This is a genomic window from Neobacillus sp. KR4-4 (genome assembly GCF_042136325.1).
Lineage (GTDB): Bacteria > Bacillota > Bacilli > Bacillales > Cytobacillaceae > Neobacillus.
This window is the reverse complement of the sequence record NZ_JBHHJU010000003.1, coordinates 184038-198773: the sequence shown is the minus strand read 5'-3', so window position 1 is coordinate 198773 and position 14736 is coordinate 184038. Positions and strand designations below refer to the sequence as shown.

Genomic DNA, 14736 nt, shown 5'->3' with positions numbered 1-14736 from the left:
TAAATCAATGAGCGTGTGTATTAACACCATGAAATAATATAGCATATGTGGTAATAACAATCAAGCATTACTTTACTAAAAAAACAAATTCCCTAGCTCAGCTAGGGAATGGTTTAATTAATTTGCTCTTAGTTTATCTAATTCAATCAAGAACTTATCATTTAAGACTTTGATATATGTTCCTTTCATACCAAGTGAACGTGATTCAATTACCCCAGCACTCTCAAGCTTTCTTAAAGCGTTAACGATAACTGAACGGGTAATTCCAACACGGTCTGCAATTTTAGATGCAACTAATAACCCTTCACGGCCATTCAGTTCTTCAAAAATATGCTCAATCGCTTCAAGCTCACTATATGATAATGAACTAATCGCCATTTGAACAACGGCTTTACTTCTTGCTTCTTCTTCAATTTCTTCTGATTTTTCACGGAGAATTTCCATTCCTACAACTGTTGCCCCATATTCTGCAAGGATTAAATCTTCATCATGGAATTTCGCTTCTAATCTTGCAAGAATGAGTGTTCCAAGACGCTCCCCTCCACCAATAATCGGCACAATTGTTGTTAATCCTGTACGGAATAAATCTCCATTTTCCACTGGAAAAGCAGTATATTGGCTTTCAATATCAAGGTTAGAAGATGTTTCTTGAATATTAAATAAGCCATTTGTATATTCTTCAGGAAATTGACGATCCTCAAACATTTTTTTCATTCTTTCGTTTTCAATTTGCTGATAAATTGAAAAACCAAGAAGCTTCCCGCGACGGCTGACAATATACACATTTGCTTCGATTGTTTCGCTCAATGTCTCGGACATTTCCTTAAAATTAACTGGTTTTCCAGCCGCCTTTTGCAATAATACGTTAATTCTTCTAGTTTTTGTAAGTAAATCCATCTGTTTCTTCCTCCTAAGTAACTACAACCATTATTAAATTTTAATCAAGCGTAATTTCTACATTTTAGGTATCTAATAAATGAACATCGCTTCCAAAATTTTCATAAAACAAATGTTCACTTTTATAGGATAAATTGACTTAAATCTTTGTTTTTCGAAATAGCACCAAGTTTATCATCTACATACTTTGGTGTAATAGTAACTTTCTCCATCGAAATATCTGGTGCCTCAAAAGATAAATCTTCTAAAAGCTTTTCAAGTATGGTATGAAGACGTCTTGCACCAATATTGTCTGTATTTTGATTTACTTCATATGCCACTTCAGCAATTCTACGAATAGCATCGTCAGAAAATTCAATTTGTATACCTTCGGTTTCCAATAATGCTTGATATTGCTTTATTAGTGCATTATCAGGTTCGATTAAGATCCTGAAAAAATCTTCCACAGTCAATTTCGTTAATTCAACACGAATCGGGAAGCGCCCTTGAAGCTCCGGAATTAAATCTGAAGGTTTGGCCATGTGAAATGCGCCGGCTGCAATAAATAAAACATGATCTGTTTTTACTGAACCATATTTTGTTACCACTGTTGAACCTTCAACCACAGGTAAAATATCTCGTTGGACACCTTCTCTTGATACATCTGCTGAAGATCCTCCAGAGTTCTTGCTAGCAATTTTATCAATCTCATCTATGAAAATAATTCCATTTTGTTCCGCACGATAGATTGCTTCAGACGATACTTCATCCATATCAATTAGCTTAGAAGCCTCTTCACTAGTTAACACCTTTCTAGCTTCACGAACAGTCAATTTGCGCTTTTTGCGTTTTTTAGGCATAAAGCTGCTTAATGCATCTTGCATATTCATTCCCATTTGTTCAATCCCTGAGCCTTGAAGCATATCAAACATGGATGGTGTTTGCTCTTCTACTTCTACTGTAACGATTTCTTCCTCAAGCTGCCCTAATGCTAATTTTTCTTTCACAATTTTTCTTTTTTCTGTGATTGAATAATCTTCTTGCTGAGCTTCTGTATCTGTAGACGGATTGCCACCGCCAAAGAGCATCTCAAGAGGATTTTTAAAATTATTTGCTTTCTTAGCGGACGGAACTAGTAAATCGACCAGTCGGCTGTTTGCATTTTCCTCAGCCCGTTCCTTCACATTTTGCATTCGTTCTTCTTTCACTAAACGTACAGAGGTTTCAGCAAGATCTCTAACCATGGATTCAACATCACGCCCAACATAGCCCACTTCCGTAAACTTGGTAGCTTCCACTTTGATAAAAGGAGCGCCGACAATTTTAGCAATTCTTCTGGCAATTTCCGTTTTACCCACGCCAGTTGGCCCGATCATCAAAATATTTTTAGGGATAATTTCATCCCTAAGTTTTTCATTTAACAATCCCCTTCTGAATCGATTCCTAAGGGCAACAGCCACTGCTTTTTTGGCATCCTTTTGTCCAATGATATATTGATCAAGTTTTTCAACGATTTGACGAGGGGTTAAATTAGTGGTTTTTCCCATAATATACGTCTCCTTCCGTTATAGCTCTTCCACAATAATGTTATGGTTCGTATACACACATATTTCTGCTGCTATTTCTAAAGAAGCTTTCGCTATTTCCTTTGCAGACAAGTGGTCTCCTGAGTATTTCTTTAAGGCACGGCCAGCGGATAACGCATAGTTACCACCCGAGCCAATCGCTAGAATTCCATCATCAGGTTCGATTACTTCTCCAGTTCCTGATACAAGCAGTAAATATTCACGATTCATAACAATTAGCATTGCTTCAAGCTTCCTGAGCACTTTATCGCTTCTCCACTCTTTAGCAAGCTCTACCGCTGCTCTCTGAAGGTTTCCGTTAAATTCCTCTAATTTTCCCTCAAATAGTTCAAAAAGGGTAAATGCATCTGCAACAGAACCGGCAAAACCAGCAAGTACTTTTCCATTAAATATCTTTCTTACTTTTCTTGCTGTGTGTTTCATCACTACCGCATTACCAAATGTCACTTGTCCATCACCTGACATTGAATATTCACCATTATGATGGATTGCAAATATCGTTGTCGCATGAAATTGGTTCATAAAGATGAACCTCCTTTTGGAGTGATTTCGATTTAATTTTCGCACAGATAATTATGTAACATGTGAAATTTCAATTTGTAAATACTCTATAATTAACTTTAAGAAAATATTCACATTTGTCATAATATTTTCTTCGCAAGGGCTACTAAATCGTAACATACTTCTAATTCCCTTGCAATAAACTTTACAAAACTTTCACAAAGTTCTGAATTGTTTCTAGCGCTCGATTTGCGTGCTGTAAATTTCTCTCTTGCTTTCCTTTAATTCTTACCGGCAGTTCGGGAAATAAACCAAAGTTTGCATTCATTGGCTGGAAATTCTTAGCATTGGTAGTCGTAATATAATGCGCCATACTTCCAATCGCTGTTTCTTCCGGAAATTCAAGTGGATCCAATCCTTGGCTTAACCGCGCGGCATTTATTCCTGCGATTAACCCACTTGCCGCAGATTCAACATAGCCTTCTACCCCTGTCATTTGACCGGCAAAGAATAAATCTTCTCTGTTTCGGAATTGATAGGTCGCTTTTAAGACTTTTGGAGAATTGATAAACGTATTCCGGTGCATCACACCATAACGGATAATTTCTGCATTTTCTAAGCCAGGAATTAATTGAATGACTTCCTTTTGTGCGCCCCACTTTAAATGTGTCTGAAAACCGACAATATTAAAAAGTGTTCCAGCCGCATCATCTTGACGAAGCTGCACTACTGCAAAGGGCCTTTTTCCTGTTTTTGGATCCTCTAATCCTACTGGTTTTAACGGACCGAACAGCATCGTTTTCTTTCCACGTGACGCCATTACTTCGATGGGCATACACCCTTCAAAAAAAACTTCCTTTTCAAATTCTTTTACAGGAACTATTTCAGCAGTGATTAGCGCGTCATAAAAACGGTTAAATTCTTCTTCAGTCATCGGACAGTTCAGGTATGCTGCTTCCCCTTTATCATAACGGGATTTTAAATAAACTTTTTCCATATCAATACTATCTTTTTCAAGTATTGGTGCAGCAGCATCGTAAAAATAAAGATATTCCTCACCTGTCAGCCCCTTAAGTTTTTCAGAAAGATCCGGACTTGTTAGCGGGCCAGTGGCAATAACTGTTATGCCCTCAGGAATTTCCGTTACTTCTTCATTTACTACCGTCACATTTTCATGATTTTTTACCATTTCAGTCACTTTAGCTGCAAATTCATGTCGGTCTACTGCTAGCGCACCCCCGGCAGGTACAGAACAAGCATCAGCCGCCGCGATGATGACAGAATCAAGTTTTCTCATTTCTTCTTTTAATACACCTACTGCATTTGTTAATGTATTAGCACGTAAAGAATTACTGCAAACTAATTCTGCAAATTTATCTGTATGGTGGGCAGGTGTTTGCCTCACTGGTCTCATCTCATAAAGTCTTACTTTGACCCCGCGTTTTGCAATTTGCCATGCTGCTTCACTTCCTGCAAGACCAGCCCCAATTACATTTATAGTACCATCCTTCATTTATTATCCTCCTAATATTAACCTTGGTTTATGTAAATGTGGAAAAGTTCACATACCTATCATTACCTTTCCCACAATTTAGTCCATCTTGCATTGTACTATACGAATGAAAAAGAAAAAAGTTTTAAGTAATGTGGAAATGTTTTTAATTATGATTAAAACAAAATGAAAAGAGTGGACTTTGTCCACTCTTCCCCCTAGTTTTGAGGTTCCTCTTTGTAATCACAACTAACACATTGAACTTGCACGCCTTTTTTTAATTTCTTTTCAACCAGCATGCCTTCACATTTAGGGCATTCCCTTGGAAGTGGTTTATCCCAAGAGATAAATTCACATGCAGGGTATTTAGTGCACCCGTAAAATAATCTCTTCTTCTTACTTTTACGCTCAATGATTTGTCCTTCTTTACAACTCGGGCAAGTTACTCCGATTTCTTTGACAATTGGTTTTGTATTCCTGCAATCAGGAAAATTGCTGCAAGCCATAAATTTCCCATACCGTCCCATTTTAAAGACCATTGGGTTCCCACAGTTCTCACAATCTTCCCCTGCAGGCTCATCTTTGATTTCAACCGATTGCATTTCTTCTTCAGCTTTTTTTAGATGAATTTCAAAATCTTGATAAAACTCATCGATAATTTTGACCCAAGGGACCTTACCATCTTCGATATTATCTAAGCCCTGTTCCATTTTTGCTGTAAATTCGACGTCTAGAATATCTGGGAAAAACTCTAAAATTAACTCATCGATAATTTCACCAAGTTCGGTAGGTATAAATCTTTTATTATCGAGTGCTACATACCCCCGCTTTTGAATTGTGTCGAGGGTTGGTGCATATGTCGACGGACGGCCAATTCCCAGCTCTTCCAGTGTCTTAACCAATCTTGCCTCCGTATACCTTGGAGGTGGCTGAGTAAAGTGCTGCTTAGGCTCGATGTCCTTTTTAAATACTTCATCCCCAACTTTTAGATCTGGAAGCATTTTATCCTTTTCATCTACATTGTCATCTGAGCCCTCAACATAAAGTTTCATAAAACCAGGAAACTTGATTTTTGAACCATTTGCTCGGAATAGAACATTCCCATTTTGCAAGTCTACACTCATAGTATCCATAACAGCTTGTGCCATTTGGCTCGCTAAAAACCGTTCCCAGATTAATTTATATAGACGCAGTTGGTCTCTTGATAAAAATGATTTTAAGCTATTGGGATCTCTCAAAGTACTTGTCGGGCGAATCGCTTCATGTGCATCTTGGGCGTTCGATTGTTTCTTCTCTTTTCTTTGCTCATCTTTTAAATAATCTTCCCCATACTCTGAGCGGATGTACTCAGCAGCCTCGGTTTGTGCGACATCTGAGATCCTTGTTGAATCCGTTCTCATGTATGTAATCAGACCAACCGTTCCTTCTTTTCCAAGCTCAATCCCTTCATATAACTGCTGTGCAAGCATCATCGTTTTCTTAGCTCGAAAGTTTAATTTTCGGGCTGCTTCTTGTTGCAAAGATGAAGTTATAAAAGGTGGCGCAGGGTTTCTTTTTCGTTCTTTTTTTGTAACTGATATGACTACAAACTTATTGTCATCCATTTGGCTTAGAATGCTTTGAACATCTTGTTCAGATTTAAGTTCAAATTTTTCTTTGCCTGCTAAGGAAAAATATTGGGCACTGAAATGGTCTTTTCCTTTTAAAAACTCGCCATCAATCGTCCAATATTCTTCTGGGACAAAGGCTTTGATTTCATTTTCTCGATCGATAATAAGACGGACAGCTACGGATTGAACTCGACCTGCACTTAAGCCTTTCTTTACCTTTTTCCAGAGAAGAGGACTGATATTATAGCCCACAAGCCGGTCGAGAATTCTACGTGCCTGCTGGGCATCCACCAAATCCATATTAATTGGACGTGGATGCTTAAAGGATTCTTTTATCGCATCTTTTGTTATTTCATTAAAAACAACTCGACAATCAGAACTAATGTCGACTGATAAACTATGGGCTAAATGCCATGCAATTGCTTCCCCTTCACGATCCGGGTCAGCTGCGAGATAAATTTTTTTCGCTTTTTTAGCTGCTGTTTTTAAATCTTTTAAAACAGGACCTTTTCCACGAATCGTTATATATTTTGGTTCATAGCTATTTTCTACATTAACCCCCATTTGGCTCCGTGGCAAATCGCGAATATGTCCCATTGAAGCTTTTACTTTATATTTATTTCCTAAATATCGTTCAATCGTTTTCGCTTTTGCCGGCGATTCAACGATTACAAGAAAATCAGCCATTTAAATATCCTCCTTAAGAGGGAAAGTGTAGAAGCGCCCCGATTCTGGCAAAATTTCTGTTTCTAAGGTGCTTTTCATTTGAGAAGCTTTCCTACATACCAGTTTTACCTAAAATGACCGGAGAAAATACTTTACAAAACTGCCCTATCCCAAAGTTTTTCTTTTATATGTGTTTTTACATAATTATTTATTCCATGTGCAAATATTCTTTTTTTCGAACATCTGTTGGAAAATGTATAACAAATTAGAAATTATTGCAACCTTTTTAAGCTAATTTCTCCATTTATTCATAAAAACCTTTAAAAATAAACAATTTTTTCTTAAAAATTTTAGGTAACCTAGAGTTTTATCTAATTTCAACTAATATATCCTCCGCACCAGTTACCAGCTTTGCCCCTTGTTGAATTAGTTCATTTGCGCCGATTGAATAAGGGTTAAAAATGCTTCCAGGTAAGGAAAATACCTCTCTTCCCTCATTGACCGCAAAATTGGCGGTAATCAGAGAACCGCTTTTTCGCTTTGCTTCTATAATAAAGGTCCCCTTAGACAAACCACTAATGATTCGATTCCGCGATGGAAAATGCCATCTGAGCGGCTTAGTATCCGGGGGATACTCTGAAAGAACAAGTTGATTTTTCATCATTTCTAAAGCTAAGTTCATATTTTCCTTTGGATAAATATGATAAAACCCACCTGCTATCACGGCAATAGTATTTCCACCATTTTTTATCGCATATTCATGTGCAAGTGCGTCAATCCCTCTTGCCAAACCACTTACTATAAGGATTCCCTTATCTATTAAACCAGGAAAAATCACTCGAATAGCATTTTTTCCATACTGGGTAGCCTGACGGGAACCAACTACGGCAAGTTTGGGGTCTTTTTCGAGGAGGGAGAGATCACCCTTGGCAAACAATGCCCATGGTGGTTGATAAATTTCTTTTAACAATGAAGGATATTCTTTATCTAGAATAGTGATCACAGCTATATCATTGGTTTCGTATTGGCGGATTTGATCTCGAATGATATCAGGATTAAATGAAGAGTTAGAAGAATTATCTGAAGAGTTACTTGAGGTACTAGGTGAAAATAAACTAGTCTGGTGTGGGAAATGGGTTTGGAATTTATAGACGTTTTTCAGGGTTGGGTCTTTTTTTAGCATTTGGAAAACGGTGCTCCAAGAAATATCTGGATAATGTAACAAAGAAATCAGTTTCTCCTTAAAGTCGTCCATTTTTAATAATTTCCTCCTTATAATTTTAGCTTAGACAAATAGCCCCTCATTTATGAGGGACTGATTGTTAAACACTAGCAGTAAATATTAGTGTGTTTTACACTTTTCGTATAAACCTTGTTCTTTTAACACTTCAATTAAAGTTTCACCCATAACAGATGGAGTATCAGCAACTTTAATTCCGCACTCGTTCATGACACGAATCTTTTCATCTGCCGTACCTTTACCACCTGAAATAATGGCACCTGCATGGCCCATACGTTTCCCTGGAGGAGCTGTACGTCCACCGATGAAGCCGACTACAGGTTTTGTCATGTTCGCTTTCACCCATTCAGCTGCTTCTTCTTCAGCTGTACCGCCGATTTCACCAATCATGATGACAGCGTATGTTTCAGGATCTTCATTAAATGCTTTTAAAACATCGATGAAGTTTGTTCCATTCACAGGGTCTCCACCAATCCCGACAGCAGTTGTTTGACCAATACCAGCTTGGGTTAATTGATGAACAGCCTCGTATGTTAATGTTCCAGAGCGGGATACAACACCAACATGTCCTTTTGTATGAATGTAACCAGGCATAATTCCGATTTTACATTCATCAGCAGTGATCACACCCGGGCAGTTTGGACCAACTAAGCGGGTCTTTTTGCCTTCCATATAACGTTTTACTTTTACCATATCTAAAACTGGAATATGTTCAGTGATACAAATGGCAAGATCCAACTCAGCATCGACAGCTTCGATAATCGCATCGGCAGCAAATGGTGCAGGTACGTAAATAACAGAAGCTGTAGCACCTGTTGCAACAACAGCATCTTTAACCGTATTAAAGACAGGAACGCCTTCTACTTCCATTCCGCCTTTACCTGGAGATGTCCCACCAACAATTTGTGTTCCATATTCAAGCATTTGTTTTGTATGAAAAAGGGCAGTTGAACCAGTAATCCCTTGAACAATAACTTTTGTATCTTTATTAATAAAAACGCTCACATTAATTCCCCTTTCTATGATCCTATTTCACTAATGAAACGATTTTTTGTGCGCCATCAGCCATGGATTCAGCAGCAATAATTTCAACAGTTGACTCGGCTAAGATTTTCTTACCTAATTCAACGTTTGTTCCCTCTAAGCGAACTACAAGCGGAACACTTAGACCAACCTGCTTAGCTGCTTCTACTACACCCTCAGCAATAACATCACACTTCATGATTCCACCAAAGATATTAACGAAAATACCTTTTACGTTTGGATCAGAAAGGATAATTTTGAATGCTTCTGTAACTTTCTCAGCTGTTGCGCCGCCCCCAACATCAAGGAAGTTAGCAGGGTCGCCGCCGTAATGTTTAATAATATCCATCGTTGACATAGCAAGGCCTGCACCATTAACCATACAACCAATGTTTCCGTCTAAAGCAACATAGCTTAAGTCGTATTTAGATGCTTCGATTTCTTTTGCATCCTCTTCTTCAAGGTCACGATACTCAAGAACGTCTTTTTGACGATATAGAGCATTCGAGTCAAAGTTTAATTTTGCATCAAGAGCCATTACCTTACCATCACCTGTAACAACAAGCGGATTAATTTCTGCGATGGAGCAATCTTTATCGATATATGCATTGTATAGCGCTGTCATAAATTTAACAGCTTGATTAATTAATTCTTTTGGAATATTAATATTGAATGCAATGCGACGTGCTTGATAAGGCTGTAAGCCTACAACCGGATCAATTTCTTCTTTGAAAATTTTCTCTGGAGTCTTTTCAGCAACCTCTTCAATTTCCGTACCGCCCTCTTCTGAAGCCATTAAAACAACTCGAGATGTCGCACGGTCTAATACTAGTCCAACATAGTATTCTTTTTTGATATCACAGCCTTCTTCAATAAGCAGGCGTTTCACTTCTTTACCTTCTGGACCTGTTTGGTGTGTAACTAAAGTTTTTCCGAGGATTTCGCTTGCATATGTACGAACCTCATCAAGGTTTTTTGCTACTTTAACACCGCCGGCTTTACCCCGTCCACCAGCATGGATTTGTGCTTTTACTACACAAACTTGTGTACCTAATTCTTTCGCTGCTTCCACTGCTTCCTCTACAGTGAACGCTACTTTTCCATTTGGAACCGCAACCCCGTATTTTCTGAGGATCTCTTTCCCTTGATACTCATGGATATTCATTTCCCATCCTCCTATTCAAACTCTTCTAAAAACTGACTCCGTTTTCATTTTATATAATGATACATACCTTGTCTACCATTATGCTAAAAAATTATATACTTCTTAGAAATATTCTAAATTGTCAATTATTTTTTTCGATTTCACACAGGAAGTTAGCACCTCATTTGGAATAATTTGTTTCTTAATATAATAATAAAAAACTAGCTTTGCCTGTTTTTATTACAGACTGTCGACAAATCCGAAGGATTTCGGGTTTTAAATCGACAATCTTTTTTGTATGGCTACATTAAACTAGTCTGTTGATTTCCTTAAACAAAGTCTTTGACTGGTGCGAAGGTCTTTCTGTGATACGATGTAATTCCATGTTGTTTAATTGCATCGATATGTTCTTTCGTTCCATAGCCCATGTTTTGTTGAAATCCATAGACTGGATAGGTTTGTGAAATTTCCTTCATCAATGTATCTCTTGCTACTTTTGCTATAATCGATGCTGCAGCGATTGAAATACTTTTGGCGTCACCCTTAATAATAGATTCAGAGGGGAAGGGAATTTCAAGTTTCATTGCATCAATAAGTAAAAAGTCTGGTTTAGGTTCTAAAGATGCAATAGCAACATTCATTGCTTTTTTTGTCGCTTGATAAATATTCATTTCATCAATTTCCTGCGCATGAATCATAGAAATGCTGAAGGCAATGGATTCTTTTCTAATGATTGAATCGTATTCCAAACGTTTTTTTTCAGACAGCTTTTTAGAGTCGTCAATTCCTGCAAGAAAAAAGTCATGTGGCAAAATGACAGCCGCTGCAACTACTGGACCTGCAAGCGGTCCTCTTCCGACTTCGTCAACACCTGCAATCAGTTCAAAACCGTTTAAACGCCATTTATGTTCATAAACATTCATTTCAGCAAATTTTTCTTTTAGCTGTTGTTTCTCGGCATATTTCTTTTTCCATCTATGTACCAACTGTTGAACACCTTTACGCTCATCTTGAAGAAGGTCCAATAAGAACGGATCAGATTCGATTACGATATTTTCTATTCGCTTTTCAATCTCTGCGATGGTTAATTGTTTCATTCTATCACCTGCAATTTTGATCTTATCATTTTCTATTAACAAGCAAAATAACACCCAATCTTTGATTCGCATTGGGTGTTATTCATACTTTTTAGGATAATACTAAGTCTTTTAATTTGAATGGTTTGTCATTTCCAAAAATTTCTTGTTCTAATCTTTTCCCTGTTGGAGTCGCTGCAAGTCCGCCCTCGGCTGTTTCTCTTAAAGCAGATGGCATGGATTGACCTATTAAAAACATAGCATGTATGACTTCGTCACATGGGATTCTACTTGTAATTCCCGCCAACGCCATATCTGCAGCTGTTATCGCATTAGATGCGCCCATTGCATTCCGTTTTACACAAGGAACCTCAACTAAACCAGCAACTGGATCACATACTAATCCAAGCATATTTTTCAAGGTGATCGCCATCGCCTCGGCTGCCTGCTTAGGCGAACCGCCTGCTAATTCAACAATCGCTGCAGCTGCCATTCCACTCGCTGAACCTACTTCTGCTTGGCATCCACCTGCAGCGCCTGAAATAGAGGCATTATTTGCGACTACGAAGCCGAATGCCGCTGCCGTAAATAAAAATTCTATCATTTCTTGGCGAGTTGGATTTAATTTTTCTTTTACTGCAAATAATGTTCCAGGTACTACGCCTGCTGAACCAGCTGTTGGTGTAGCACAAATCACACCCATAGCAGCGTTCACTTCATTAGTTGCCACAGCCTTACTAACGGCATCTAACAAAATCGTCCCCCCTAGGGCTCGGCCACTCTTAATATAGTTTTGAAGCAACACTGCGTCGCCGCCAGTTAGGCCTGTATGGGAGTGTACTCCCTTCAAACCTCTTTCCACCGCTTGTTCCATTACTGCTAAATTCCTATCCATTTTAGCTAGAACTTCTTCTCTAGAAAGTCCTGAAACTTCGATTTCTTGACGAATCATGATTTCTGCAATTTTAACTTGATTTTCCTCTGCAAGTTGCACAAGTTCCGCTACATTTCGAAACATATAAACACCTCCAGATGTGTCCTTAAGTCAATCTATTCAGCCATTCGAATGATTTGCGATACATTGGAAAGCTGTTGTAATTCCTCAATTACCCTGTTATCAATTTTTTGGTCCACTTCAATAACCATTAAAGCCATTTCACCTTTTTCTAATCGCGAAACTTCCATATGCCCTATGTTAATTTCATATTTTGATAACACACTTGTTACGGCTGAAATGATACCAAAACGGTCTTGATGTATAACTAATATTGCAGGATGTTCACCCGAAAGTTTCAATGGGAATGAATTTAATTCAGTTATCTCGATCGTTCCACCACCAATTGAAATCCCAACGAGTTCAAGTTCGTTATCTTCATGATACAAATTTATTTTCACGGTATTAGGGTGATCTGTTACTGCCACTTCAGTACGAAAGATCACCTCTAACCCCATTTCTTTTGCAATATCCAAGGATTTTGGCATTCGTTCATCAAATGTATCTAAATCCAACAGTCCAGCCACAATGGCAAAGTCTGTTCCGTGTCCTTTATAGGTTTTTGCAAATGAACCGTACAATGAGATGACTGCTTTCTTTGGCAGCTGACCGAATAAGGTTCTTGCTACACGGCCAATTCGAGCTGCGCCTGCGGTATGAGAGCTTGATGGTCCAATCATGACTGGACCAATAATATCAAATGCAGATCGATATTTCATTTAGGATGCTCCTTTATTTTCTATACAATTATATTACAAGATATAAGGCAAAATAGCCTCCGATAAATACTGGGAAAAATCCATAAAAAAGACTCTCCGTCGGGAGAGTAAAACTAATTCTTATTCAGTAATAATATCATCAGGTCGTTCAAATGTTATCCGGCCAAATTTCTCTGACCTAATTTCCTTGATGACTAGTTCAGATACTTTATCATAATCAACGATACCTCCAGCTGCAAGGCATCCGCGCAATACACCTATTTTATCAAACATCTCGACAACATCGTCAGGAAGAGTTTCAAGATTGTAACGCTCCTTTAAGCGCTCAGGATATTCTCTTTCTAAAAACCTAAGTACATAAACCGTGAGATCTTGGAGGTTCAGTAGTGTATCTTTGATTGCTCCGGTAACGGCCAGTTTTTTGCCAACTTCTTGGTCCTCAAACTTTGGCCATAATATTCCCGGCGTGTCTAGAAGTTCCATTTCCTTCCCTACTTTAATCCATTGTTGGGCTTTGGTAACACCTGGAGTATTACCCGTTTTAGCTATATTTTTCTTCGCTAACCGATTAATCAAAGTCGATTTACCGGCATTAGGAATTCCGACTATCATTGCTCGAATCGCCCGTGGATTCGTTACCCCTCTTGCTCTGAGACGGTCAAATTTTTCTTTTAATATTTCTTGTGAAGCTTGCGCAATTTCTCTCATACCTTCCCCAGCCTGGGAGTTAATTGCTAGTGCTTTAATTCCTTTTTCGGCAAAAAAGTTTATCCATTCCTTAGTTGCATCCCGATCAGCCATATCTGCTTTATTTAACAAAACAAGCCTTGGCTTATGCTGAATAATTTCATCAATCATTGGATTTCTCGAAGAGTAGGGAATCCTCGCATCCACCAATTCAAATATAATATCAACTAACTTTAACTTTTCTGTGACCTCTCTGCGAGCCTTAGCCATATGGCCTGGAAACCATTGGATTGTCATGACCCGGCCACCTCCTCTAAAAGCTTAAGCGCCTTGATCAAGGCGCCGTAACTGTGTAGTAAAATCTATTTCACTGATACAATATGGGCATCATTTAATGGCCAGTAAACAAAACTTGTTTTACCAATAATTTTATCATAAGAAATGGTCCCAATATGGCGACTATCTTTACTGAAGCGACGATTGTCACCCATGACAAACAATTCACCTTTTGGAACGGTTTTACGACCAACAGCTGTTTCATCCAAGGTAAATGGATCGGTTAACGGTCCATCCTCAACTTCCTTTTTATATTTATCCAAATATGGCTCTTTATACGCTTTTCCATTAACATATAATGTATCATCTTTATACTCAATGGTGTCGCCGGGCAGTCCAATTACGCGTTTTATATAATCCTTTTTCTCTGGAGCATGAAAGACAATGATATCAAACCGCTTTGGCTCCCCAATATTATAACTAAACTTATTTACTATCATTCGATCCTGATCCTTCAATGTAGGCATCATCGATAACCCATCGACAACAATTGGAGCAAATAAAAAGTATCGAATAACAGCAGCTAAGATAACTGCAATCAAAAGGGCCTTTGTCCATTCCCAGAGTTCATTTTTCTTTTTTGTCATCGCAATCCCCGCCAATCTCAGTAAAAAAATGTTTTATAAAGCTTATTTTACATAACTTCAACAAATTTAACACGATGGGAACATATTTTTTAATCAAACTTTAATAATTTGTTAAAAAACAAGCAATAAATTGGTTAACTCCAAATATATCGTTAAGGGTTTCAAATCAATATACATAAAAAAAGAGCCTGCTTCCGAG

13 protein-coding genes are annotated in these 14736 nt (G+C 38.1%); all 13 read right to left on the bottom strand.

Going from position 1 to position 14736, the window contains the following annotated elements:
* Positions 1 to 117: 117 nt before the first annotated feature.
* Complete coding sequence (codY, locus tag ACE198_RS04465; RefSeq protein ID WP_026566456.1) at positions 118 to 897, bottom strand: GTP-sensing pleiotropic transcriptional regulator CodY; 780 nt, start codon at positions 895 to 897, stop codon at positions 118 to 120.
* Positions 898 to 1019: 122 nt separating this feature from the next.
* Entirely contained in the window at positions 1020 to 2423 is a 1404-nt protein-coding gene (hslU, locus tag ACE198_RS04460; RefSeq protein ID WP_251456092.1) for an ATP-dependent protease ATPase subunit HslU, read from the bottom strand.
* Positions 2424 to 2441: 18 nt separating this feature from the next.
* Entirely contained in the window at positions 2442 to 2984 is a 543-nt protein-coding gene (gene hslV / locus ACE198_RS04455) for an ATP-dependent protease subunit HslV (RefSeq protein WP_088086376.1), read from the bottom strand.
* A 184-nt stretch (positions 2985 to 3168) separates the two neighbouring features.
* The gene (gene trmFO, locus ACE198_RS04450) at positions 3169 to 4476 is read right to left on the bottom strand and encodes an FADH(2)-oxidizing methylenetetrahydrofolate--tRNA-(uracil(54)-C(5))-methyltransferase TrmFO (protein WP_375374795.1); all 1308 of its coding nucleotides are present in this window, start codon (positions 4474 to 4476) and stop codon (positions 3169 to 3171) included.
* Between the two features lie 197 nt (positions 4477 to 4673).
* A complete protein-coding gene (topA, locus tag ACE198_RS04445) occupies positions 4674 to 6752 on the bottom strand; it encodes a type I DNA topoisomerase (protein WP_251456095.1) in 2079 nt (692 codons plus the stop codon).
* A gap of 346 nt (positions 6753 to 7098) precedes the next feature.
* Positions 7099 to 7986 (bottom strand): DNA-processing protein DprA, encoded by an 888-nt coding sequence (dprA, locus tag ACE198_RS04440; protein WP_251456097.1) that lies wholly within the window; start codon positions 7984 to 7986, stop codon positions 7099 to 7101.
* Between the two features lie 87 nt (positions 7987 to 8073).
* On the bottom strand, positions 8074 to 8976 hold the full coding sequence (sucD, locus tag ACE198_RS04435; protein ID WP_098571679.1) for a succinate--CoA ligase subunit alpha: 903 nt from the start codon (positions 8974 to 8976) through the stop codon (positions 8074 to 8076).
* Between the two features lie 22 nt (positions 8977 to 8998).
* Complete coding sequence (gene sucC / locus ACE198_RS04430; RefSeq protein WP_251456099.1) at positions 8999 to 10159, bottom strand: ADP-forming succinate--CoA ligase subunit beta; 1161 nt, start codon at positions 10157 to 10159, stop codon at positions 8999 to 9001.
* Between the two features lie 308 nt (positions 10160 to 10467).
* Positions 10468 to 11235 carry a ribonuclease HII gene (locus ACE198_RS04425; RefSeq protein ID WP_375374859.1) on the bottom strand — a complete coding sequence of 256 codons (768 nt, stop codon included), beginning with the start codon at positions 11233 to 11235 and terminating at the stop codon, positions 10468 to 10470.
* 91 nt (positions 11236 to 11326) lie between these two features.
* Positions 11327 to 12232 (bottom strand): L-serine ammonia-lyase, iron-sulfur-dependent, subunit alpha, encoded by a 906-nt coding sequence (sdaAA, locus tag ACE198_RS04420; RefSeq protein ID WP_251456101.1) that lies wholly within the window; start codon positions 12230 to 12232, stop codon positions 11327 to 11329.
* 32 nt (positions 12233 to 12264) lie between these two features.
* Positions 12265 to 12927 carry an L-serine ammonia-lyase, iron-sulfur-dependent subunit beta gene (sdaAB, locus tag ACE198_RS04415; RefSeq protein ID WP_251456103.1) on the bottom strand — a complete coding sequence of 221 codons (663 nt, stop codon included), beginning with the start codon at positions 12925 to 12927 and terminating at the stop codon, positions 12265 to 12267.
* 120 nt (positions 12928 to 13047) lie between these two features.
* Positions 13048 to 13911 carry a ribosome biogenesis GTPase YlqF gene (gene ylqF, locus ACE198_RS04410; RefSeq protein ID WP_251456105.1) on the bottom strand — a complete coding sequence of 288 codons (864 nt, stop codon included), beginning with the start codon at positions 13909 to 13911 and terminating at the stop codon, positions 13048 to 13050.
* 65 nt (positions 13912 to 13976) lie between these two features.
* A complete protein-coding gene (gene lepB, locus ACE198_RS04405; protein WP_251456107.1) occupies positions 13977 to 14537 on the bottom strand; it encodes a signal peptidase I in 561 nt (186 codons plus the stop codon).
* Between the last annotated feature and the right edge of the window lie 199 nt (positions 14538 to 14736).

Excerpts from the sequence above, each read along its gene's own strand:
- sdaAA (WP_251456101.1), bottom strand. The coding sequence starts at position 12,232 with ATGTTTCGAAATGTAGCGGAACTTGTGCAACTTGCAGAGGAAAATCAA.
- dprA (WP_251456097.1), bottom strand. The coding sequence starts at position 7,986 with ATGGACGACTTTAAGGAGAAACTGATTTCTTTGTTACATTATCCAGAT.
- topA (WP_251456095.1), bottom strand. The coding sequence starts at position 6,752 with ATGGCTGATTTTCTTGTAATCGTTGAATCGCCGGCAAAAGCGAAAACG.
- ylqF (WP_251456105.1), bottom strand. The coding sequence starts at position 13,911 with ATGACAATCCAATGGTTTCCAGGCCATATGGCTAAGGCTCGCAGAGAG.
- sdaAB (WP_251456103.1), bottom strand. The coding sequence starts at position 12,927 with ATGAAATATCGATCTGCATTTGATATTATTGGTCCAGTCATGATTGGA.
- hslU (WP_251456092.1), bottom strand. The coding sequence starts at position 2,423 with ATGGGAAAAACCACTAATTTAACCCCTCGTCAAATCGTTGAAAAACTT.
- sucC (WP_251456099.1), bottom strand. The coding sequence starts at position 10,159 with ATGAATATCCATGAGTATCAAGGGAAAGAGATCCTCAGAAAATACGGG.
- trmFO (WP_375374795.1), bottom strand. The coding sequence starts at position 4,476 with ATGAAGGATGGTACTATAAATGTAATTGGGGCTGGTCTTGCAGGAAGT.
- lepB (WP_251456107.1), bottom strand. The coding sequence starts at position 14,537 with ATGACAAAAAAGAAAAATGAACTCTGGGAATGGACAAAGGCCCTTTTG.
- codY (WP_026566456.1), bottom strand. The coding sequence starts at position 897 with ATGGATTTACTTACAAAAACTAGAAGAATTAACGTATTATTGCAAAAG.
- hslV (WP_088086376.1), bottom strand. The coding sequence starts at position 2,984 with ATGAACCAATTTCATGCGACAACGATATTTGCAATCCATCATAATGGT.
- ACE198_RS04425 (WP_375374859.1), bottom strand. The coding sequence starts at position 11,235 with ATGAAACAATTAACCATCGCAGAGATTGAAAAGCGAATAGAAAATATC.